This window comes from Falsiroseomonas tokyonensis, from assembly GCF_019024325.1.
Lineage (GTDB): Bacteria > Pseudomonadota > Alphaproteobacteria > Acetobacterales > Acetobacteraceae > Falsiroseomonas > Falsiroseomonas tokyonensis.
The window spans coordinates 165,400-186,668 of sequence record NZ_JAFNJS010000002.1 but is presented as its reverse complement, the minus strand read 5'-3'; the positions used below and the strand labels follow the sequence as shown (position 1 = coordinate 186,668).

Below are 21,269 nucleotides of genomic sequence, written 5' to 3'. Positions count from 1 at the left end.
GGCTCAGCTCGCCCGGATGCCCGCTGCGCGCACCAACGGCTCCCACACCGCGATCTCGCTGCGCAGATAGGCGGCGGCGCTTTCGGGCGTGCTGTCGGAGACCACCTGCATGGCGAAGCTCAGCAGACGTTCCTTCACGGCGGGGATATTCACCGCCGCATTCACCGCACGGTTCACCTGCTGGATCACCGCCGGCGGCGTGCCGCTGCGGGCGAAGACCATGTGCCAGGTATAGGCCTCGTAGCCCGCCACGCCCTGCTCGATCATGGTCGGGATCTCGGGCGCCAGCGGGGAGCGTTCCTTGGTGCTGATGCCCAGCGCCCGCAGCTGGCCGGACCGGGCATAGGGCAGCGCGGAGGCGGCGATGTCGAAGATCATCGGCACCCGGCCGGACAGCACGTCCGGCAGCGCGGCCGAGCTGCCGCGATAGGGCACATGGTTCACCTTCAGCCCGCCGGCAGCATGCAGGAAGAGCTCCGTCGCCAGATGCACCGCGCCGCCATTGCCGGAGGAGGCATAGTCGTACTTGCCCGGATTCTCGCGCAGCTGGGCGATGAATTCGGCGAGCGTCCGGGCCGGGAAATCGTTGTTCACCAGCAGGATGACCGGCACCTGGCCGACCAGGGCGATGGGGGTGAAATCGGCGATCGGGTCGAAGGGCAGGGTCGGGAACATGGCCCGCGTCACCGCATGGGCGACGGTGGAGTACAGCAGCATGGACCCGTCCTGCGGCCCCTTGGCGACCATGTCCGTGCCGATCACCACGCCGGAGCCGGTGCGGTTCTCCACCACGATGCGGTTGGGCAGCACCTTCGACATCTCATCGGCCAGCAGCCGGGCCGGCACATCGGTGGGCCCGCCGGCGGCGAAGGGTACAACCATGCGCACCGGCTGGCTGGGCCAGGCAGGCTGGGCGGCGGCGGGGCGCAGCAGCAGCCCCGGCGCGGCCAGCCCCGCGGCGCCCAGCGCCAGGATGGGACGGCGGCCGAAGGTCGGATTGGTCATGGACATGTTCTCCCCGGGCGATCCTGCCGCCCAATTGAATTCTTGGGTGGAACAGTCGGGGAGAGGGCGGCCCGGCGTCAACAAGGATCGCCGGGCCTATGGGACTGGGGAGGTCCTAGTTGATGGTGATATTCGCCTCGCGCACCACCGCGGACCACTTCTGCGTCTCGTCCCGCAGCCAGGCGGCGGCGGAATCGGGGGTGCTGTCGGTGACCAGGCGCATCGCGAGGTCGGACAGGCGCTGCTGCACCGCGGCCTCGGCCGCCACCTGCATCAGGGCGCGGTTCATGGTCTGCACCACCGCGGCGGGCGTGCCCTTGGGCGCGAGCACCATGTGCCAGGTATAGGCCTCGAGCCCCGGGAAGCCGGCCTCGGCCGTGGTCGGTACATCGGGAAGCTGCGGCAGGCGGGCGGTGTCCATCACCGCCAGCGCGCGGGTCTCGCCGCGCTGGGCATAGGGCACGGCGCTGGTGGCGACATCGACGATCAGCGGGATGGTGCCGTTCAGCACATCCGGCATGGCCGCCGCCGTACCGCGATAGGGCACGTGCAGGGCGCGGGCCTGCATGGCGCGCAGCATCAACTCCGTCGCCAGGTGCAGCGCGCCGCCATTGCCGGAGGAGGCATAGGTCATCCCGCCCGGATCCGCCTTCAGCGCCGCCTGCAGGCCGCGCAGGTCGGTGATGCGCGAATCCTTGCCCACGGTGATCAGCATGGGGATCACGCCAACCAGCGCCACCGGCATGAAATCGGCATCGGGGTCGAAGGGCAGGCGCTGGAACAGGGCGCGGAGCACGGCATGCGCCACGGTGGTATAGAGGAAGGTGTGGCCGTCATTCGCCTTGGCGACCACCTCCGTGCCCACCAGCACGCCGGCGCCGGTGCGATTCTCCACGATGATGCGCTGCGGCAGGACGGCGCCCATGCGCTCGGCGAAGAGGCGGGCGGGAATGTCGGTGGGGCCGCCGGCGGCGAAGGGCACCACGAAGCGGATCGGCTGGTTCGGCCAATTGCCCTGGGCGCGGGCCGGGGAGATCAAAGCGGGGCTGGCCAGGGGGGTGGCGATGGCGGCCACGCCGGCGCCGAGAAGAGTGCGGCGGTTCATGGGGCGTTTCTCCAATAGGAACGTTCGGGCAGCGCCGCAGCACGCCCGAGGTTCCCGGCATGTCGCAATGCAGCAAAGCGACGTCAATCCGACGGGTCTATCAACCTTGCGTACAGGTCGGGATCCGTCGCGCCCTCCGTCCCGAACAGCAGCACCCGGCTTTCGGGATCGAGGCCGAGCATGGCGCGGCTCATCGGCTCCCGCGCCGCCAGCAGCAGCGCGGCCAGCCCGGCCACGGCGCTTTCCCCGGCGGTGATGGCGGGGCGGCGGCGGGCGAGCAGGCGCATACAATCCACCGCGCTGTCGTCGGACACCGCCATGAAGGCGAAGGCGCCGCGCTCCAACTCCTGCCAGGCGAGCAGGCTGGGCTCGCCGCAGGCCAGGCCCGCCATCAGCGTGTCCAGATCGCCCGGCACCGCCACCGCCTCCCCGGCCTCGGCGCTGGCCAGCAGGCAGGCGGCGCGCTCGGGCTCGACGACGATGATCTTCACCTCGGCGCCGAACCGCGCGCGGAGGTGGATGGCGACGGCCGCGGCCACGCCGCCGACGCCCCCCTGGATGAAGGCATGGGTTGGCGCGGCCCCCTGAAGCTGGTCGGCGGCTTCGTCCACCATGACGCGATAGCCCTGCATCACGTCGCGCGGGATCTCGGTATAGCCCTCATAGGAGGTGTCGGAGACGACGAACCAGCCCTCGGCCTCCGCGGTTTTCGCCGCCGCGCGCACCGCATCGTCGTAATTGCCGGGTACCACCCGGATTTCCGCGCCATAGCGGGCGATGGCGTCGCGGCGGCCCTGGCTCACCGTCTCATGCACGAAGATGACGCAGCGGCAGCCGAAGCGCTCCGCGCCCCAGGCGACGGAGCGGCCGTGGTTGCCATCCGTGGCGCAGGTCACCGTGATCTCCCGCACCGCGTCGCGATGCGCCCCGCCGGCGAGTTCCGCCGTGGTCGCGGCATTGGCCACGCCGCGCCGGGCGAGTTCCGCCACCAGCAGCCGCGCCACCGCATAGGCCCCGCCCAGCGCCTTGAAGCTGCCGAGGCCGAAGCGCCCGCCCTCATCCTTCCAATGCACCGCGGCGACCCGCGCCGCGGCCGCCACATCCTCCAGCGGCAACAGGGGCGTGGGCGCATAGCCGGGCCAGGAGGCGATTTCCGCGCGGGCGCGGCGGAAGCCGGATTCGGGCAGCACCACCACGCCGGGCGTGCCGTGGCGGCGGTTGAGCAGGAGGCGGGCGGGGCGATCCGGGATCATGCGGCGGAGAGTGGCCCGCCCGGCCGGCCGGGGCAACGCCGGCCGGGGACGCTTGGCGGCAGACCCGCGCCCCGGCAACTTGGCCGCCAGGAATCGGGAAAGGGGAAAAGGCCATGCAGGTGACCATCCTGGGCGGCGGCGGCTTTCTGGGCCGCAGGCTGGCGGCGCGGCTGGCGGCGGATGGGGCGGTGGGCGGCAAGCCCATCTCCGCCCTGACCCTGTTCGACCTGCACCAGCCGGCCCCGCTGGAGGCCCCCTTCCCCGTGACCTGCCTCGCCGGCGACGTGGCCGATGCGGCGGACCTGGCCCGCGCCATCCCGCCCGGCACCGGCCTGGTGGTGCATCTGGCGGCCGTGGTCAGCGCGGCGGCCGAGGCCGATTACGACCTCGGCATACGGGTGAATATCGCCGGCACCCAGGCGCTGATCGATGTCTGCCGCAAACTTCCCCACCCGCCGCGGGTGGTCTTCACCTCCTCCGTCGCCTCCTTCGATGGCGGCCAAGGCGCGATGGTGCCGGATGAGGCGCGGCAACTGCCCACCAACAGCTACGGCGCCCAGAAGGCGATCGGGGAGCTGCTGCTGGCGGATGCGACGCGGCGCGGCTTCCTGGACGTGGTCTCGATCCGACTGCCGACCGTGATGGTCCGCCCCGGCCGGCCGAACCGCGCGGCCTCCTCCTTCGTCTCCGCCGTGCTGCGGGAGCCCTTGCTGGGGCTGCCCGCCAACTATCCGGTGGCGGAGGATTTCCGGGTCTGGGTGTGCTCGCCGCGCCGGGCCGTGGAGTGGCTGGCGCATGCGGCGGGCATGGACAGCGCCGCGCTGGGCCGCGACCGCGGCATCAACCCGCCCGGCCTGTCCGCCAGCATTGCGGAGATGCTGGCAGCGCTGGAGGAGGTGGCCGGCCCCGAGGCCCGCGCCCTGGCGAAGCGCGTACCGGATGCCGAGGTGGAGGCGATCGTCGCCGGTTGGCCTGCCGCCTTCGCCGCCACCCGCGCCCCGGGCCTGGGCTTCAAGCCGTCAGAGACGCTGCCCGAGATCATCCGCGCCTTCATCGCGGACGACCTGGAGGCGACCCGCCGGGACCGCGCCGCCGGCTGAGCCCGAGGCTGAGGCAGCGGCGACAGGGCCGGCCAGGGCCTCGGGCCGCAGCACCTCGCAGAAGGGGATGGTCAGGGCGGCCTGCACCTCCTCGATCAGCGGGGGCGCGCGGCGGCCGCGGGACATGTCGAGCGGGAACCAGCCGATCAGCACCTCCGCCCTGCGCCGCGGCGGCACCTTCACCGGCTCGGCCGAGGCCTCGACCACGCCGGGCAGGCTGATTCGGACCTGCAGGCTGGCGGGAAAGGGATGCGGGTTGCGCACCATCATCCAGTATTCGGTGCGCGCCGCTTCGCGGGGCTCGGCCTGCACCACCATCTCGAAGCGTTCCGCCACCAGGTGGCTCTCCTTCGCCTCCGCCACCAGGCGGCAGGCAAAGGGCGTCTGCGCCAGGGCCGGGCTGGCAGCGAAGATCGCGGCGAGGATGGCGGCCAAGGCGGGGCGGCGGGCCATATGGGTCTCTCCTGCTTTCCCCCCAGCATGCGCTGGCGCGGCGGGCGGTGCCCAGGACGCGCTGGCTCTGGCCGCCATCGGCTGCGCCTTGGGCGACCGTTCCGGCGTGTAGAACGAAATTTGCCGCCACTTCAAGCAGTTGCCTGCGGCTGCGTCCGGCGGCATGCTCGCGCAAACTCGTCCCCGGGAGGACCCGTCCATGACCACCCGCCGCACCCTTCTGGGGGCTGCCGCCGCCTCCGCGGCCACCCTCGCCGCGCCGCGCCTGGCGCAGGCCGCCTGGCCGGGCGATCGCGCCATCGAGGTGATCGTCCCCTTTCCGCCCGGCGGCGGCGTGGACAATATGGTCCGCCCCATCGTGCATTTCGTGACGCCGCGCCTGCCCGGCGCGCGGTTTGCCATCGTCAACCGCCCCGGCGCCGCCGGACAGCTGGGCTTCGAGGCCTTGTTCAACGCGGCGCCGGATGGCTACACGCTGGGCGCCCTGACCAATACCGCCATGCACGCCATCGCGGTGGAGCGCACGCCCCGCTACCGGCCGGCGGACTTCACCTATATCGCCAATGTGGTGGATGATCCGGGCGGCTTCTGGGTGCGCGCCGACAGCCCCTGGCGCACGCTGGACGACCTGAAGGAAGCGGCGAAGAAGGACCCGGAATCGATCGGCGTCGGCACCGCCGGCATCGGCTCGGACGACCACATGCTGCAGTTGAGCTTCGAGGAAGCGGCCGGCGTGCGGCTGCTGCACATCCCCTATAACGGCACCGCGCCGGTGCAGCGGGACGTGCTCGGCGGCAGCCTGCCAGTCGGCAGCTTCAACATGAGCGAGGGCGTGACCCTGCTGCGGGAGGGCCGCATCCGCTGCCTGGCGCAGGGGGGCCCGGCGCGCTGGGCGCCGACCGGCCAGGTGCCGACCTTCCGGGAACAGGGCTACGACGTGCTCGGCGGCTCCGCCCGCGGCATCGGCGCGCCGCCCGGCCTGCCGGAGGAGATCCGCGTGAAGCTGGAGACCGCCTTCCGCGAGGCGCTGGCCGACCCGGCGCTGATCGCCGATGCCGAGCGCACGGGCCTGCCGCTGCGGCCGCTGGTGGGACAGGACTATCGCGAGATGATGCGCGCCGACCATGCGGTGCTGCAGGGGCTTTGGCAGCGGCGGCCCTGGCGGCAGTAGCGCCGCCTCAGCCGGACGGTTCGGCGCCCTGCGCCTGCAGGGCGGCGCGCCATTCCGGCGTCAGCGCCACTTTCTCCCCGCTATCCTGGCGCGTCACCACGCAGACGGCACGCGCGGTACAGCAGGGCTCGCCATCCACCAGCAGCGCATAATCCTGCACATAGGAGCTGCGGCGGAAGGAGGTGGTGCGGCAGGTCAGCGTCACCGCGTCATTGAAGCGCACGCCGCGCAGGTAGCGCACCTCCAGCTGCGTCACGACCGGCCCGGGCCGGTCCGGCGACAGCGCCGCGCCGGTCAGTGCCTGCCAATGCGCGACGCGCAGATCCTCGAACAGCGTCAGGTAGGCCGCGTGGTTGACGTGGCCATAGGGGTCGCATTCGGACCAGCGGATGACGTGGTCGCGGATCACAGCGGGGGAACCGGCCGCGGCTTGCGGTTCTCGTCGATGGCCACAAAGGTGAAGACGCCCTCCGTCACCAGGCACATCTCCTCCTCCGAGCGCTCGCGCCGCCAGGCCTCGACCTCGATGCGCATGGAGGTGCGGCCGACCGAGACGACTTCCGCGAAGATGCTGACCTCGTCACCCACCAGCACCGGCATGTGGAATTTCATCCCCTCCACCGCGATGGTCGCAAAGCGGCCGCGGCCGCGGCGCCCGGCGGCATTGCCGGCGGCCAGGTCCATCAGCCCCATCAGCCAGCCACCAAAAATGTCGCCGGAGGGATTGGCATCGGCCGGCATGGCAATGGTGCGCAGCTTCGGCGCGGTATCGGGCGGGGTGCGGGTGGGTGGGTTGGGCAAGCCTGTCTCCGTGGTAGGGTGGCAGCGCAACCATCCTTACGGCAGCCATGGCGCAAGTCCACTTCCTGACACATCCGGAGGTCGCCATCGACCCCGCCGTGCCGGTGCCCGACTGGCCACTCTCGCCGCGCGGGCTGGAACGCGCGCGGGCCATGCTGGCGCAGCCCTGGGTGCCGGCCATCCGTTCGGTGTTCAGCAGCGAGGAGCGCAAGGCGCGCGACATGGCGGAGATCCTGGCCGCGCATCGGGGCCTGCCCGTCACCCAGCTGGCGGCGCTGGGGGAGAATGACCGCAGCGCCACCGGCTACCTGCCGCCGGCGGAGTTCGAGGCGGTGGCGGATGAATTCTTCGCCGAACCGGCACGCAGCGTGCGGGGCTGGGAACGCGCGGCGGATGCCCAGGCGCGGATCGTCGGCGCGGTGCGCCAGGTGCTGGCGCAGGCGCCGCCGGGAGATGTGGCGATCGTGGCGCATGGCGGCGTCGGTGCGCTGCTGCTGTGCCACATCAAGGGCGTGAAGATCAGCCGGGCGGAGGACCAGCCGGGGCGCGGCGGTGGGAATGGGTTCCGGTTTGCGCGGGAGGATTGGCGGTTGCTGGAGGGGTGGCGGCGCGTGGAGGGGTAGCAGGCCCCCACCAGCCTGCGGCGTTGCGGCAGCGCCGCAACCCCGCGCTCCGCGCGGGCCCCTCCCTCCCCCGCCTGCGGGGGGTTGCGGCGCTGCCGCAACGCCACAGGCTGTGTCGGGGTGGGGGCAGCGCCGCCCCTCAACCCGGGCCGAGTTTCAAGATCGCCCGCGCCACCGCCTGCGCCCGCGGCACCAGGCTCGACAGTTCCAGATACTCCTCCGGCGTATGCGCCTTGCCGCCCACCGGCCCCACCGCACAGAGCGTCGGCGCGCCCATCGCCGCGGTGAAGCCGCTATCGGCGCAGCCGCCGCTGAATTCGCCGCTCGGGTCGAATCCGGATTCGCTGGCCGCCACGCGATAGGTGGCGAACAGCTTCGCCGCCTCCGGCGACTGCGTCAGCGGCAGGAACTCGCCCTTGATGGTCAGCTTCGCGCGCGTGCCGGGGACGAAGGACTTGTCGATGATGGCCTGGATCTTCGCCATCACCTCCTCACGGTCCGCCGGTTCCACATAGCGCAGGTCGATCTGGCCCTGGGCATGCGGTGCCACCGTGTTCACGCTCTGCCCGCCGGTCACCAGTCCGACATTCAGCGTGATGCCGCGCTTCAGATCGGTCAGCGCATGGATCGCGGTGATCTTCGCCGCCAGCTCGCCGATGGCGCTGATGCCGGCCTCGAAATTGCCGCCGGAATGCGCGGCCTTGCCCTCGATGTCGAAGACCGAGAAGACGCCACCCTTGCGGCCGGTGACGATGCCGCCATTCGGCCGGCCGGGTTCGGAATTGAACACCACGCGCGCCGCCTTCGCCTCCGCCTCGATCACCGGGCGGCCCTCCGGCGAGCCGATCTCCTCATCACCGGTGAACAGCGCCACCAGCGGTCCCGGCGCGCCGCCGAATTTCCGGAAGGCGGCGAGGACGAACATGTTCATCACCAGCCCCGCCTTCATATCGGCGACGCCGGGGCCGAAGGCGCGGTCGCCCTCGATGGTGAAGGGGCGGCGCGTGGGCTCGCCCTTCGGGAAGACGGTGTCGCGATGGCCCATCAGCAGGATGTTTTTCCGAGTATTGCCCCCGCTGATCCCGCTGCCGTCATCCAGCACGGCCCTGATGCAGTCGCCGTGCTTCTGCTGCGGCAGGGTTTCGACAGGAATGCCCTGCGCCGCCATGAAGCGCGCGACCTGGGCGCCGACGCGATCCACGCCTTCCTTGTCGTAGCTGCCGCCATCGGTGTCCACCATCTCGCGCAGCACCTGGATCATCGACTCGCGTTGTGTGGACAGCCACTCGATGATGTCCGTCTCAGCCGCCATGATCATCCGTTCTCCGCTGCAACAGTGGCAGCCTCGCATCCGCGCCGGGGCCTGGGAAGGCCCGTCATCGTCAAGGCTTCACCGCCGGGTCATCGCACCGTCACCGGCCGCGCCTAGCTTCCGCCGCCGATCGGAACGGGAGCCGCCATCATGATCCAGCGCAGACATATTTTGGGCGCCACCGCCGGCGCGGCACTGCTGCCGCGCTTCGCCATCGCGCAGAATGCGGGGCCGGATACGCGCCCCTCCATCACGGTCGCCGTGCAGATCGTCAGCATCTCCGGCACGCTGGAGCCGATGCGCGAACAGTCCAATGTCGGCTTCCGCATCATGCCCAGCTTTTCCGAGCCGCTGATCGGCATCGACTGGACGCGCACGCAGCGCGCCGAGCCGGTGCTGGCGACATCCTGGCGCCGCATCGATGCAAAGACGCTGGAGCTGACGCTGCGCGACGATGTGCGCATGCATGACGGCCGCATCATGGAGGCGGAGGACGTCGCCTTCACCTTCAGCAACGAGCGCATGTGGACCGGCCTGCCCGCCGACACCCGCGGCCTGTTTGTGTCCACCACCGCCGGCGCCGCGGGCAAAACGCCGCCGCCCGAGGCTGCCGCGATTAGCCGCGCGCATTTCCCGAATTTCGAACGCATGGAGGTGGTGGACCGCCGCACCGTGCGCTTCGTGAATTCCGTGCCCGATGTGACGCTGGAAGGCCGGCTGACGCGCACCACGGGCGCCATCTTCTCCCGCGCCGCTTTTGCGGAGGCCGCAAGCTGGCTGGACTGGGCGCGCAAGCCGGTGGGCACGGGGCCCTATCGCGTCGCCTCCTTCCGGCCGGGCCAGGACCTGGTGCTGGAGGCGCATGACGACTACTGGGGCGGCCGCCCGCCCCTGAAGCGCATCCGCTTCGTCGAGGTGCCGGATGTGGCGTCGCGCGTCGCGGGGCTGCAGGCCGGCGACTACGACTTCATCTGCGACCTGCCGCCGGACCAGATCCCGGGCATCGAACGCAGCGCGCGCCACCACGTCGTCGGCGGGCCGATCAACAACAACCGGCTGATCGTCTGGGACAAGACGCATCCCGTGCTGGCGAACCCGCTGGTGCGCCGCGCCATGTCGCACAGCATCGACCGCCAGGCGATCGTCGACAGCCTCTGGGGCGGCCGCACCGCGGTGCCGCGCGGCCTGCAATGGGAGGTCTATGGCGACATGTACCTGGCCGACTGGGAAGCGCCGCGCTTCGACCTGGCCGAGGCGCGCCGCCTGCTGCGGGAGGCGAACTACCAGGGCCAGCCGATCCCGTACCAGCTGCTGAACAACTACTACACGCTGCAGGTGGCCTCCTCGCAGATCCTGGTCGAGGGCTGGCGCCAGGCGGGGCTGAACGTGCAGATCGAGATGAAGGAGAATTGGGGCCAGATCATCGGCCGCTTCGAGGGCCGTGGCCTCTGCGACAATTCCAACACCGCGGTCTTCAACGACCCCGTCGCGCCGATGTCCGTCTATGCGCCGGGCGGCCAGACCTGGGCCAGCGGTCAGTGGCAGAACGAGGAAGCGCCGCGGCTGATGGACGCCTTGCAGACGGAGAGTGACCTGGCAAAACGCCGCGACACCTTCCGCCGCCTGCTGACCCTGACGGAGCGCGAGGACCCCGCCTATACCGTGCTGTTCCAGACGGCGAATTTCACCGGCAAGCGCAAGGACCTGCCCTGGCAGGCCTCGAAATCCTTCGTCATGGATTTCTCGGCCCGCAACTGGGGCGGGGCGGCCTAACCGTCCAGGCGCTGCACAAAAGTCTGGAGCAGGTCGGTGATGATCGCCGGCTGCTCCAGGCTCGGCAGATGCGCGGCGCCGGGCAAGGCCTGGGCGGTGGCCGCGGGCATCGCTGCCGCCATCTGGCGGCAGCGATCCTGGATATGCGGGAAGTCGAGCTCACCCCAGGCCACCAGCGCCGGCATGCGGAGTTCGTGCAGGCGGCCGAAGGCGGGCGCCGTGTCGAGGCTTTGGCCCAGTGACGGGGATCGGAGCGCGATGCCGTTCATCTCCAGGAACAGGTCCCGCATCGGCCCCGCGACCCGTCCCTCCGCCGCCAAGGGCCCGTCCAGCCAGAGGCGCGCCTTCAGCGCATTCACCGCATCGAGGTCGCCCACCGCCTCCGCCGCCCTCTGCCGGTCCAGCATCGCGCGGATCGCCGGTGGATAGGCCGGCTCCGGCGCGCCGCCGAGGCTGGGGGCGATGAGAACCAGGCCGCGGATGCGGGCGGGATGGCGCAGGGCCGCGTCGATCGCGATCCTGCCGCCCTGGGAGCAGCCGACCAGGACCAACGGACGCCCCTCGCCCAGCGCCTCGATCACCGCCATCAGGTCGGCGACCGGCGAGAAATCCTCGGCCTCCGCCCGCGTGCCGCCGAAGCCGCGCCGGTCATAGGCGATGACGCGATGCGTGGCGGCCAGCGCCGCCATCTGCGCGGACCACATGCGGCTGTCGCAGACATTGGCGTGCAGGAAGACGAGCGGGTCCCCCTGCCCGGCCGCCTGCGTGGCCAGGACGGCGCGGCCGGAGGCGACGCCCGGCATGCGCGAGCCTACTCCACCTTGCCGATGCGCTGGACGGCACGCAGCAGCCGCGCGCTGTCCTCGGCGAAGAACGTGGCGAATTCCGGCGCGTCGAGGTACGCCACCGGCGCGCCGGCTGCAGTGAAGGCCGCGACCAGCTGCGGGTCCCGCACCGCCTGCCGCACCGCATCCCGCAGCTTCTGCTGCACCGGCGCGGGCGTCGCCGCCGGGGCGAAGAGCCCGGCCCAGATGTAGAACTCGACCTCCGAAAATCCCTTTTCCATAAAGGTGGGGACATCGGGGAAGGCGGCCACGCGGTCCTTGCCCCAGCAGCCCAGCACGCGCACGCGGCCGGACTGCACATGCTGCGTCAGCGTGCCGGGCGCGGAGGCCAGCGCCTGCACCTGGCCGCCCAGCAGCGCGGTGATGGCGGGACCGGCGCCGCTGAAGGGCACATGCAGCGCGCGAAAGCCCGCCGCGGCGGCGAGCATTTCCATCGCCACATGCAACGTGCCGTAGGTGCCGGAGGAGCCGTAGGGAATGTCCCCCGGCCGCGCCTTCGCGGCGGCGATGAACTCCTCCATCGTCTGCCAGGGGGCGCTCGCCGGCACCGCCAGCATGGTGGGGTCTGCATTCACCAGGGCGATGGGCGCGAACTGGTCCACCGTATAGGGCGGCGTGCGGCCGAAGAGCTTTTCGGCTTCGGGAATCACCGCCAGCGAGGACAGCGCCATCAGCGTCGTATAGCCATCCGGCACGCTGCGGGCGACGAAGGCATTGCCGATGGCCCCAGCCGCGCCGCCGCGATTCTGCACCACCACCGCCTGGCCGAGGATCTTCTCCATGGCCGCCGCGGTCGGCCGCGCGGCGAGGTCGGCCTGCCCGCCGGGTGGGAAGGCCACCACCATGTTCAGCGGGCGCGAGGGGAAGTCGGTCTGCGCCAGGGCGCTGCCAGCGAAGGGCAGCGCGGCGGCGGCGCCCAGCAGGGTGCGACGGTTCATTTTCTTGGTTCCTCCCGTTTCCAGTGGCCTCGTCAGGCCACCGCATTCTCCAGCTCGCCGATGCCGGTGATCGCGATCTTCACCACATCGCCGGACTTCAGGAAGACCGGCGGGTTGAAGCCGATGCCGACGCCGGCCGGCGTGCCGGTGGCGATCACATCGCCCGGCTCCAGCGTGATGACGGCGCTGATCGCCTCGATCAGGGTCGGGATGTCGAAAATGAGGTCGGCCACCGGCGCGTGCTGGCGCTGCTCGCCATTCACCCAGGTGGTCAGCACCAGCTTCGTCGGGTCCGGCACCTCATCCGCCGTCAGCACGGCGGGGCCCATCGGGCAGAAGGTGTCGAGGCCCTTGCCGAGGATCCACTGGCTGTGGCGCTTCTGCAGGTGGCGCGCGGTGACGTCGTTGATGATGGTGTAGCCGAAGACATGCTTGAGCGCCTCGGCCTTGGAGATGCCGCGCCCGCCCTGCCCGATCACGACACCCAGCTCGCCCTCATAGTCCAGCCCGCCGGTCGTATCGAGATGCCCCAGAATCTTCTCGCCAGTGGCGATGATGCTGGTGTGGGGCTTGGAGAAGACGACGGGAAAGGGCGGCACCACGTCCTTGGCCCCGCCATCGAAGCCGGATCCGGCGAATTCCTTGGCGTGCTCGTGGTAGTTCTTGCCGACGCAGAAGACGTTCTTCGGCGGGCGGGGGATCGGCGCGCAGAGCTTGGCGCCCTCCACCTTCGGCGCCTTGGCCATGGCGGCGCGCGCCTTGTCCAGCAGGGCGGGCTCGGCGGCGGCCAGGTCCAGCATGCTCTGGCCGCGCAGCAGCGGCTCGGCGGCCGCCAGGTCGAGAACCTGGTCGCCCTCCCCCAGCGCGCCGACTTCCTGCTGCAGCTTTCCCGGGCGCGTGAAGGTGACAAGGCGCATGGCGCGGTAATCCCTCAGTTGAGCTTCGCCCGCATCTGCCCGGTTTCCGCCGGATTGGCCAGGGGGAGGCTGGCCGCACGTTCCAGTGCGCGGGCGGCGCGGAAGGCCAGGTCGTCGCGATAGAGCGCGGCCGCCACCTGCACCGCGCGCGGCATGCCGGCCTCGTCCAGGCCGATCGGCACGGCGATGGCGGGCTGGCGGGTCAGGTTGAAGGCGAAGGTCCAGGGCGCCCAGTCGCGCCACAGCGCCTCCACCGGCTTGATGGTGGGGGCATCCGCATCGAAGGCGGCGGTCGGCGTGGCGGCGGTCAGGATCAGGTCGTAGCGCTGGTGGAAGCGCGCCATGGCGTGGCCGCACTCCACCCGCATCATATCAGCACCGAGGAAATCGGCCGCCGACATATCGCCCATCCTGCGCGCCACCTCCTCGATCCCGGCATCCAGCTGGGCGCGCTTTTCCTCCGTCGCACCGTTCCAGATGCGGGCGATGGCCACGCCCCAGACGCGGGAGAAGATGGCGCGGGTATCGGGCAGCTCGGGGTCCGCCTCCTCGACGATGGCGCCCTGCTCGGCCAGCAGCTTGGCGGCCACCTGCAGCGCGGCCTCCCCCTCCTCGTCCAGCGGCGGCTCGAACCCCAGGCGACGCACCACGGCCACCCGCAACCCGGCCACCCCCTGGTCCATGCCGGCCCGCCAGTCGCGCGGGTCATCCGGCAGGCTGACCGGGTCGCGCAGGTCGTGGCGGGCCAGGGCGGACATCATCAGCGCCGCATCGCCGACGCTGCGCGTCATCGGCCCGGCGCAGGCCACGCCGGAAAAGGCGCCATGCGGCCATTGCGGGATGCGGCCGTAGGACGGCTTCACCCCCACCAGCCCGCAATAGGCGGCCGGAATGCGGATGGAGCCGCCGGCATCGGTGCCGATATGCAGCGGCCCGAAGCAGGCCGCCCCCGCGGCGCCAGCGCCGGAGGAACTGCCGCCGGCGGAGCGCTGCGGGTTCCAGGGGTTTCGGGTCACGCCATGCAGCGGGCAGTCGCTCGGCGTCTTCCAGCCGAATTCGGTGGTGGTCGTCTTGCCGATGATGACCGCGCCCTCGGCCAGCAGGCCGACCACGGCGGGGGCATTCTCCGTCGCCGGGGTTGGGTCAGTCGTCAGGCTGCCGCGGCGGGTGGGAAAGCCGGCAATGTTGAGCAAATCTTTCACGGTGCAGGGGACGCCGTCCAGCATGCCGATCGGCCGGCCGGCGGCCCAGCGGGCCTCCGACTCGCCGGCCTGGCGCAGCGCCTGGGGGTTCATGGTGGCGAAGGCGTTCACCCAGGGGTTGTAGCGCGCCACCCGCTCCATCACCGCCTTCAGCGCCTCCACCGGCGACAGGCGGCGCGTGGCATAGAGCGCCAGTAGCTGTTCGGCCGTCATCTGGGCGGGATCGGTCGGCGTGGTCATGCGGGGCTTCCGGATCGGGGCGAGGACGCGCAGCATGGCCGCTCACCAGGGCCAGGGAAACCCCGCAGCATGACCAGCGCAAATCCGTGGGAATGGAGCGAGCCGGAATGGCGCGAGATCGTCGGCCGGGCGCGGGCCGGGCGCAGCCTGCGGCCGACGCATTGGCCGGACGGCGCGCGCTGCTGCGTGACGCTGAGCTTCGATGCGGATCACGAGACGATTCCGCTGCGCGACAATGACGAAAGCCCGATGCGCATCAGCCAGGGGCAATACGGCAACCGCCAGGGTGTCCCGCGCATCCGCGCCCTGCTGGCGAAGCACGGCATCCCGGCCACCTTCTTCTACCCGGCCGTCTCCGCCCTGCTGCACCCGGACGAGGTCCGTGCCGTGGCGCAGGAAGGCCACGAGATCGGCGTCCATAGCTGGATCCATGAGGCGAACACCAAGCTGCCCCCCGGAGTGGAGCGCGAACTGACGCTGCGGGCACGGGATACGCTGGAGAAGGTCAGCGGCCAGCGGCCGGTCGGCATGCGGACGGCGTCCTGGGACTTCTCGGTGGATACGCTGTCCATCATCAAGGAGATGGGGCTGCTCTATGACAGCTCCCTGATGGCGGATGACGATGCCTATGAGCTGCTGGACCAGGGCGAGCCGACCGGCATCGTCGAGTTGCCGCCGGAGTGGATCCGGGACGATGCGGTCTATTTCAATATGCTGCGCTTCTCGGGGCTCCGCCCCTACACCCCGCCCTCGGCCGTGGAGGAAATCTTCGCCGCCGAATTCGACGGCGCCTATGCGGAGGGCGGCATGTTCCTGCTGACCATGCATCCGCATGTCATCGGCCATCGCAGCCGCATCACCCTGCTGGACCGGCTGGTGACGCGGATCAAGAAGCATGAGGGGGTGTGGTTCGCCACCCATGCCCAGGTTGCGCAATGGTGCAAGGACCATGCCTCGGGCTGAACCGCTTCGGGCCTTCGCGCGCCGGCTCTGGCTGATCCTGCTGGCCGGCGCGCCGCTTTTCCTTGCCGGGCCGGCGCTGGCCCAGCCGGGTCCGGTGCTGCGCGCCGGATGGTATGCCTCCGAACCGCAGCAGTATCAGCGCAACGGGGCGCTGACCGGCCTCGATATCGAGATGGTCCAGGCCCTGGCCCGCCATGCCGGCCATGCGCTGCGCTGGACGCAGCACGGCTACCTGCCGCTGCTGGAGGATGTGGCTGCCGGGCGCATGGACCTCTTCACCGGCATCGCCACAACCGAGGCGCGGCAGCAGACCTATGCGCTGTCTCGCCCCTATCGCTTCGATACCAATGTGCTGATCATGCGGCGCGGCGAGGCCGCCGCGCTGCGCTTCACCGATGCCGCGGGCCTGGCCGCGCATCTGCAGGCCAATGGCCGCTTCCGCCTGGGCGTGCGCGCCGGCTACAGCTATTTCGACGCGGCGCTGGACCAAGTCATCGCCCAGCCACCTGACCCGGGCCAGGTCCGCGCGGCGGATGACGATGCCACCAATCTGCGCCGCCTGCTGGCCGGTGAGATCGACGGCTTCCTGGCGGAGCGGCTGTCCGTCGCCCTTGCCATCACCGAGCTGCGCCTGGGCCAGGCGGTGGAGGAGCAGGCGATGCGCCACCGCATCCCCCTGCACCTGGCCTTCAGCCGCGCCACGACGCCCGCGGCGACGGTGGCGGCCTTCGACGAGGCGATCCTGGCGCTGCGGGCGGATGGCACGCTGGACCAGATCGCCGCGCGCTTCCGCTTTCCGCTGCTGCTGTCCAAGACGCTCGACAGCGACTGGTTCCGCACGCTGCAGGTGCTGGGCACGCTGGCCGCCGCGCTGGCCGGCACGCTCGCAGCCCGGCTGAGCGGCTGGAGCCTGTTCGGCGCCTTCGTCCTGGCCGGCGTCACGGCGGCCGCCGGCGGCGTGCTGCGCGACCTTCTGGTGGGGCGCTTTCCCATCGGCATCGCCCAGGACCCGCTGTTCCTGAAGCTGATCTTCGGCACGGTGATCTTCTGCTGGGCGGTCACCCATCTCTGGGGGTTGTTGCGCGGAAGGCTGATCCTGGCCTTCTGGGTGGCGCAGCTGGCGGTGGCGATGCGGCGGCGGCGGATCGACCGCTGGCTGTTCGATGCCGCGGATGCGCTGGGGCTGGCCGCCAGCACCGTGCTGGGCGTGGCGGTCGCCTTCGGCATGCGGGCGGAGCCCTTCTGGCTCTGGGGCCCCATGCTGGGCACCATCACCGGCGCGGGTGGCGGCATCCTGCGCGACGTGCTGCGCGGCGGCGGCAATATCCCCAATCTGAAGACCGGCTTCTATGGCGAGGTGGCGCTGATCTGGGCGCTGGCGCTGTCCGCCTACCTCATGGCGCGCAAGGCGGAGATCGAGCTGGATGAGGTGATCGTGGTGGTGGTGGCGGCCGTCATCGGCGCGGTGCTGACCCGCATCGCGGCGCTGGCCCTCGACTGGCGGCCGCCGCGCCTGGGCTGACGGCCCGGGTTTTAATGCACCGCGCCCTGGCGCAGCAGCGTCGCATAGACATCCCGCGTCGCGGCGGAGAGCGAGCGGGAAAGCTCCTCCAGCCCCGCCACATGGTCCAGCCGCGCCGCGGCCCCGGCGCGCTCGGCCTCGGACAGCACCAGCGGCACCAGGCCGGTGGATTTCGCCAGGCCGATCAGCAGCGCGTCGCGCGGGTCGGGGATCTCGTCCTCCAGCAGCACGCCGCGCAGGCGGCGCCGCACTTCCGCGGTTTCGGCCCGGCCGGTCGCCTTGGGGTAGCGGCGTTCCGGGAAGACCCAGAGGAAGCGGTCCTCGATCCGCCGCAGCACGCCGCCCGCCACCAGGCGTTCCAGCACCTGGGCGCGCAGCGCGGGGCCGGTCTTGGCGATATCCTGGATCCACCAGCGGCTGGTCCGTTCCGCGCCACCCGCCGAAGCGGCACTGGCCAGGCGGGCCAGCACCTCATCCAGCAGCGCGTCGCCGGTGGGCCGCGACTGCACCAGAACCAGCTGGTCGAGGTCGGTGTCGATGCGCCCGGCCAGCGCCAGCTCCATCAGGATGGCGCCGGCCAGTGCCAGGTCGCCGGCCGGGCCTGGCAGCCCCACCGGCTTGCCGGTCTCGTCATCGAGGAGGAGGAGCAGGATCTCCTCCGGCATGGTCAGCGACATCGGGGCCCCCGTCTTTGCAGGACAGGATGCCATGAAAGGCCCCCGCGGAGCCATCCATGGCGGTGCCTCCCGCCGATCTCAGGCCAGCATGCGCACCTTCGGCTCCCGCGCCCATCGCCGCGTCGCGGCCATCGCGGTGAAGCCATCCACGCCCTTGGCCAGGTCCAGGATGCCCTCATCCGGCATGACGCCCGCCTTCTTCAGCAGCGGCATGGCCTCCGGCGAATGGCCGATCGCCTTCAGATGGACGAAGGCGAAGCTGGCGAAGTCCTGCGCCGCGCTGTCCTGCATCATTTGCGTGCAGCCGGCCTCGGACAGCACCACCGCCACCGCGTCGAAGATGACGGAGGGCGTGCCCGCGAGCTGGCCATCGGCCGGCAGCTTGCGGCCGTCCTTCAGCGTGACGCCGCCGACCTTGGGCGCCACGATCATCACCTTGGCACCCTCCGCCATCGCCGCCTTGCGCACCGCCTCCACCATCGCGCCATCGGCGCCGTCGGAGACCAGGATGCCGACGGCGCGGCCCTTCAGCGTCTCCGGATACTTGCCGACGATGCGCAGCGCGGGGGATGGCGGCAGGTCCTGCGGCGCGACCGCCGGGGTCGCCGCCTCCGGCAGGTCGAGGTTCATGCCATTGGCGACCCGCTGGGCCAGCGTCTCATCCACATTGCGCAGCAGCGACAGAACCCGCAGGCGGACATGCGGCAGCGTCACCTTGGACAGCTCGAAGACCAGGGCGGAGGCCATATGCGACTGCTCGATCTCGGTCTGCGAGCGGAAGAACAGCCGCGCCTGGCTGAAATGGTCGGCGAAGCTCTCGGCGCGCAGCCGCACCTTGGTCTCGCCCACCGGCACCGCCACGCTGCGGAAGCCGCCCTTCGGATCCGCCCGGGGGCCGGCCACTTCCCCCGCCTCGCCCAGGCTGTTCGGCTCGTAATTGGCGCGGCCCGGGATGACCTGGGTCTGCATATGCCCGTCGCGCTGGAAGTTCTGGAAGGGGCAGCCCTTCGCCTGGTTGATCGGCAATTGATGGAAATTGGTGGAGCCGAGGCGGGAGAGCTGCGTGTCCTGGTAGGAGAACAGCCGCCCCTGCAGCAGCGGGTCTTCCGAGACATCGATGCCGGGCGGCATGTTGGTCGGCAGATAGGCCACCTGCTCGGTCTCGGCGAAGAAGTTCGTGGGGTTGCGGTCCAGCACCATCCGCCCGACGACGCGGATCGGCTTCACCTCCTCCGGCACCAGCTTGGTGGCGTCCAGGATGTCGAAGGGCAGCGCCTCCGCCTCCTCATCGGTGAAGAGCTGCACGCCGAATTCCCATTCCGGGAAGTCGCCGGCGGCGATGGCGTCGTGCAGGTCGCGGCGGTGGAAATCCGGATCGGCGCCGGCGATCTTCAGCGCCTCGTCCCAGCAGGTGGACTGCGTGCCGAGCTTCGGCCGCCAGTGGAACTTTACCAATGTCCCCTTCCCGTTCGCATCGACGAGGCGGAAGGTGTTGACGCCGAAGCCTTCCATCATGCGCAGCGAGCGCGGGATGGTGCGGTCCGACATGGCCCACATGATCATGTGCATGGATTCGGGCATCAGCCCGATGAAGTCCCAGAAGGTGTCATGCGCGGTGGCGGCCTGCGGGTAGCCGCGGTCGGCTTCCATCTTCGCGGCATGGACCAGGTCGGGGAACTTGATCGCATCCTGGATGAAGAAGACCGGGATGTTGTTGCCGACCAGGTCCCAGTTGCCCTCCACCGTGTACATCTTCACGGCGAAGCCGCGCACGTCGCGCGGCGTATCGACGGAGCCGGCGCCGCCGGCAACGGTGGAGAAGCGGGTGAAGACCTCGGTCTTCTTGCCGACCTCGGTCAGGATCTTCGCGGTGGTGAATTCGGCGAGCGAGTCCGTCAGCTCGAAGAAGCCATGCGCGGCGGAGCCGCGGGCATGGACGATGCGCTCGGGAATGCGCTCATGGTCGAAATGCTGGATCTTCTCCCGCAGCACGAAGTCTTCCAGCAGCGAGGGGCCACGCCGGCCGGCCTTCAGCGAGTTCTGATTGTCGCTGATCGGCACGCCATGATTGGTGGTGATCCGGGCATCGGGGCGGCTTGCGGTCTGGTGCAGCTCCCCGCCATGGCCGAGGCTGGCGGCCTGGTCGGACATGGACGTCTTCGTATTGGACATGTGATCCTCGGCGACGCTGCGACGTCACTCTGACGCAGCCGCCTCGCCGCGGTTCCCGGCCGGCAGTACCCGCACAGGAAAATGGGCCCGGCATCGGCCGGGCCCACTCGGTCTCAGCCCACCACGATGTTGAACTGCCGCGCCACGGCGGTCCATTCCGCGATCTCCTGCCGCATCAGCCCGACGAAGGCCTCGCCCGCCGGCGGCGGGTTGCGCGGCATGGTCTGCAGGTCGACGAAGCGGGCCGAAAGCTCCGGCCGCTGCAGGATCGGCGGGATGATGGCGGTCAGCCGCTCCACGATCGGCGCCGGCAGGCCCTTGGGCCCCGAGATGCCGAGCCATTGCGCCGAGGTCAGCTTTGGGAAGCCCAGCTCGGCGAAGGTCGGCACATTGGGGAACATCGCCAGCCGCTGCGGCGTGGAGACGGCGAGCGCCCGCAGCGACCCGTCCCGCATCTGCGCCGTATTGGTGGTGATGGGGTCCACCATGCATTCGATATTGCCCGCCAGCACATCCTGCATGGCCGGCGCGCTGCCGGCATAGGGGATGTGGTCGAGGTTGGGCGCCCGCGCCTCCGACGACAGCATGGCCCCCAGCAGATGCGGGGCGGAGCCGATGCCGGAGGAGCCGAAGCGCACCGGCCGTGTCCGCGCCATGGCCAGCAGCTGCTCCAGCGTCTGGAAGGGGGAGGCCGCGCGCACCAGGATGATGTTCGGCGCCTCCACCATATGCATCATATGGGTGAAGTCGTTGATCGGGTCGAAGGGCAGCGTCGGGCGCGTGGCGGTGGAGAAGACATGCACGGAGGCATGGCTGACCAGCAGCGTGTAGCCATCCGCCGGCGCCTTGGCGACCGCGTCGGTGCCGATGATGCCGCCGGCGCCCGGGCGGTTTTCCACCACCACATTCTGGCCCAGCGCCTGTGCCATGGCCGGCGCCAGCAGGCGGGCCACCGTATCCACCAGCCCGCCCGGGGGGAACTGGGCGACCAGGCGGATCGAGCGGTTGGGCCAGGCGGCCTGCGCCAAGGCCGGTGTTGCCAAGGGGGCAGCCAGGCCGGCGGCGGCCAGGCCGAGGAGATTGCGACGCGTCTGCATTGTTGCGCTCCCAGCGATCAGAAACCGAGGGATGGCGCACAAGCCTTGGGCATCCGCCCTGACTGGTCTCACGCCTTGCCCCTCTGACAGGGGGCAAGGC

The 21,269-nt window shown here is 70.7% G+C and carries 20 protein-coding genes; 6 read left to right on the top strand and 14 right to left on the bottom strand.

Annotated features, from left to right (window positions below; all coding sequences use genetic code 11):
• Positions 1 to 3: 3 nt before the first annotated feature.
• From J3S20_RS06990 to J3S20_RS06980, 3 genes are all read right to left on the bottom strand, one after another.
• Complete coding sequence (locus J3S20_RS06990; RefSeq protein WP_216835735.1) at positions 4 to 1,005, bottom strand: Bug family tripartite tricarboxylate transporter substrate binding protein; 1,002 nt, start codon at positions 1,003 to 1,005, stop codon at positions 4 to 6.
• A gap of 115 nt (positions 1,006 to 1,120) precedes the next feature.
• On the bottom strand, positions 1,121 to 2,110 hold the full coding sequence (locus tag J3S20_RS06985; RefSeq protein ID WP_216835734.1) for a Bug family tripartite tricarboxylate transporter substrate binding protein: 990 nt from the start codon (positions 2,108 to 2,110) through the stop codon (positions 1,121 to 1,123).
• A gap of 83 nt (positions 2,111 to 2,193) precedes the next feature.
• The gene (locus J3S20_RS06980) at positions 2,194 to 3,363 is read right to left on the bottom strand and encodes a diaminopropionate ammonia-lyase (protein WP_216835733.1); all 1,170 of its coding nucleotides are present in this window, start codon (positions 3,361 to 3,363) and stop codon (positions 2,194 to 2,196) included.
• A gap of 113 nt (positions 3,364 to 3,476) precedes the next feature.
• Between J3S20_RS06980 and denD the strand changes: the two genes are divergently transcribed.
• On the top strand, positions 3,477 to 4,463 hold the full coding sequence (denD, locus tag J3S20_RS06975) for a D-erythronate dehydrogenase (protein ID WP_216835732.1): 987 nt from the start codon (positions 3,477 to 3,479) through the stop codon (positions 4,461 to 4,463).
• Here denD and J3S20_RS30775 read toward each other — a convergent pair.
• On the bottom strand, positions 4,383 to 4,916 hold the full coding sequence (locus J3S20_RS30775; RefSeq protein ID WP_216835731.1) for a hypothetical protein: 534 nt from the start codon (positions 4,914 to 4,916) through the stop codon (positions 4,383 to 4,385). The genes denD and J3S20_RS30775 overlap by 81 nt on opposite strands.
• A gap of 199 nt (positions 4,917 to 5,115) precedes the next feature.
• On the opposite strand from J3S20_RS30775, the gene J3S20_RS06965 reads away from it, so the two are divergent.
• Positions 5,116 to 6,087, top strand: coding sequence for a tripartite tricarboxylate transporter substrate binding protein (locus J3S20_RS06965; protein ID WP_216835730.1), 972 nt, complete (start codon positions 5,116 to 5,118; stop codon positions 6,085 to 6,087).
• A gap of 7 nt (positions 6,088 to 6,094) precedes the next feature.
• Here J3S20_RS06965 and J3S20_RS30770 read toward each other — a convergent pair whose 3' ends face one another.
• Complete coding sequence (locus tag J3S20_RS30770) at positions 6,095 to 6,496, bottom strand: acyl-CoA thioesterase (RefSeq protein WP_216835729.1); 402 nt, start codon at positions 6,494 to 6,496, stop codon at positions 6,095 to 6,097.
• Positions 6,493 to 6,828 carry an acyl-CoA thioesterase gene (locus J3S20_RS06955; RefSeq protein ID WP_216836386.1) on the bottom strand — a complete coding sequence of 112 codons (336 nt, stop codon included), beginning with the start codon at positions 6,826 to 6,828 and terminating at the stop codon, positions 6,493 to 6,495. The genes J3S20_RS30770 and J3S20_RS06955 overlap by 4 nt, the downstream gene beginning before the upstream one ends.
• 107 nt (positions 6,829 to 6,935) lie before the next feature.
• On the opposite strand from J3S20_RS06955, the gene J3S20_RS06950 reads away from it, so the two are divergent.
• Positions 6,936 to 7,511 carry a histidine phosphatase family protein gene (locus tag J3S20_RS06950; protein ID WP_216835728.1) on the top strand — a complete coding sequence of 192 codons (576 nt, stop codon included), beginning with the start codon at positions 6,936 to 6,938 and terminating at the stop codon, positions 7,509 to 7,511.
• A gap of 139 nt (positions 7,512 to 7,650) precedes the next feature.
• Here the strand turns inward: J3S20_RS06950 and J3S20_RS06945 are convergent, their stop codons facing one another.
• A complete protein-coding gene (locus J3S20_RS06945; protein WP_216835727.1) occupies positions 7,651 to 8,823 on the bottom strand; it encodes a M20 family metallopeptidase in 1,173 nt (390 codons plus the stop codon).
• A gap of 150 nt (positions 8,824 to 8,973) precedes the next feature.
• Here J3S20_RS06945 and J3S20_RS06940 point away from each other — a divergent pair, with 150 nt between their 5' ends.
• Positions 8,974 to 10,596, top strand: a complete 1,623-nt coding sequence (locus tag J3S20_RS06940) for an ABC transporter substrate-binding protein (RefSeq protein WP_216835726.1) — start codon at positions 8,974 to 8,976, stop codon at positions 10,594 to 10,596.
• On the opposite strand, the gene J3S20_RS06935 is transcribed toward J3S20_RS06940, so the two are convergent.
• The 4 genes from J3S20_RS06935 to J3S20_RS06920 are packed head-to-tail and all read right to left on the bottom strand — an operon-like array spanning position 10,593 to position 14,738.
• Positions 10,593 to 11,399 (bottom strand): alpha/beta fold hydrolase, encoded by an 807-nt coding sequence (locus tag J3S20_RS06935; protein ID WP_216835725.1) that lies wholly within the window; start codon positions 11,397 to 11,399, stop codon positions 10,593 to 10,595. The two genes, J3S20_RS06940 and J3S20_RS06935, sit on opposite strands and share 4 nt — an antisense overlap.
• Positions 11,400 to 11,407: 8 nt before the next feature.
• Positions 11,408 to 12,379, bottom strand: a complete 972-nt coding sequence (locus J3S20_RS06930) for a Bug family tripartite tricarboxylate transporter substrate binding protein (protein WP_216835724.1) — start codon at positions 12,377 to 12,379, stop codon at positions 11,408 to 11,410.
• A 32-nt stretch (positions 12,380 to 12,411) separates the two neighbouring features.
• The gene (locus tag J3S20_RS06925; protein ID WP_216835723.1) at positions 12,412 to 13,296 is read right to left on the bottom strand and encodes a fumarylacetoacetate hydrolase family protein; all 885 of its coding nucleotides are present in this window, start codon (positions 13,294 to 13,296) and stop codon (positions 12,412 to 12,414) included.
• 14 nt (positions 13,297 to 13,310) lie between these two features.
• A complete protein-coding gene (locus J3S20_RS06920; RefSeq protein WP_216835722.1) occupies positions 13,311 to 14,738 on the bottom strand; it encodes an amidase in 1,428 nt (475 codons plus the stop codon).
• A 69-nt stretch (positions 14,739 to 14,807) separates the two neighbouring features.
• Between J3S20_RS06920 and J3S20_RS06915 the strand changes: the two genes are divergently transcribed.
• Together J3S20_RS06915 and J3S20_RS06910 are read left to right on the top strand one after the other, a co-directional pair.
• Positions 14,808 to 15,701 carry a polysaccharide deacetylase family protein gene (locus tag J3S20_RS06915; protein WP_216835721.1) on the top strand — a complete coding sequence of 298 codons (894 nt, stop codon included), beginning with the start codon at positions 14,808 to 14,810 and terminating at the stop codon, positions 15,699 to 15,701.
• The gene (locus J3S20_RS06910) at positions 15,688 to 17,223 is read left to right on the top strand and encodes a TRIC cation channel family protein (RefSeq protein WP_216835720.1); all 1,536 of its coding nucleotides are present in this window, start codon (positions 15,688 to 15,690) and stop codon (positions 17,221 to 17,223) included. Before J3S20_RS06915 ends, J3S20_RS06910 begins: the two co-directional genes overlap by 14 nt.
• A gap of 11 nt (positions 17,224 to 17,234) precedes the next feature.
• Here the strand turns inward: J3S20_RS06910 and J3S20_RS06905 are convergent, their stop codons facing one another.
• The 3 genes from J3S20_RS06905 to J3S20_RS06895 all read right to left on the bottom strand — a co-directional run bounded on the left by J3S20_RS06905 (position 17,235) and on the right by J3S20_RS06895 (position 21,169).
• Complete coding sequence (locus J3S20_RS06905; protein ID WP_216835719.1) at positions 17,235 to 17,900, bottom strand: GOLPH3/VPS74 family protein; 666 nt, start codon at positions 17,898 to 17,900, stop codon at positions 17,235 to 17,237.
• Between the two features lie 78 nt (positions 17,901 to 17,978).
• Entirely contained in the window at positions 17,979 to 20,072 is a 2,094-nt protein-coding gene (locus tag J3S20_RS06900; protein WP_216835718.1) for a catalase, read from the bottom strand.
• Positions 20,073 to 20,185: 113 nt separating this feature from the next.
• Positions 20,186 to 21,169 carry a Bug family tripartite tricarboxylate transporter substrate binding protein gene (locus J3S20_RS06895; RefSeq protein WP_216835717.1) on the bottom strand — a complete coding sequence of 328 codons (984 nt, stop codon included), beginning with the start codon at positions 21,167 to 21,169 and terminating at the stop codon, positions 20,186 to 20,188.
• Between the last annotated feature and the right edge of the window lie 100 nt (positions 21,170 to 21,269).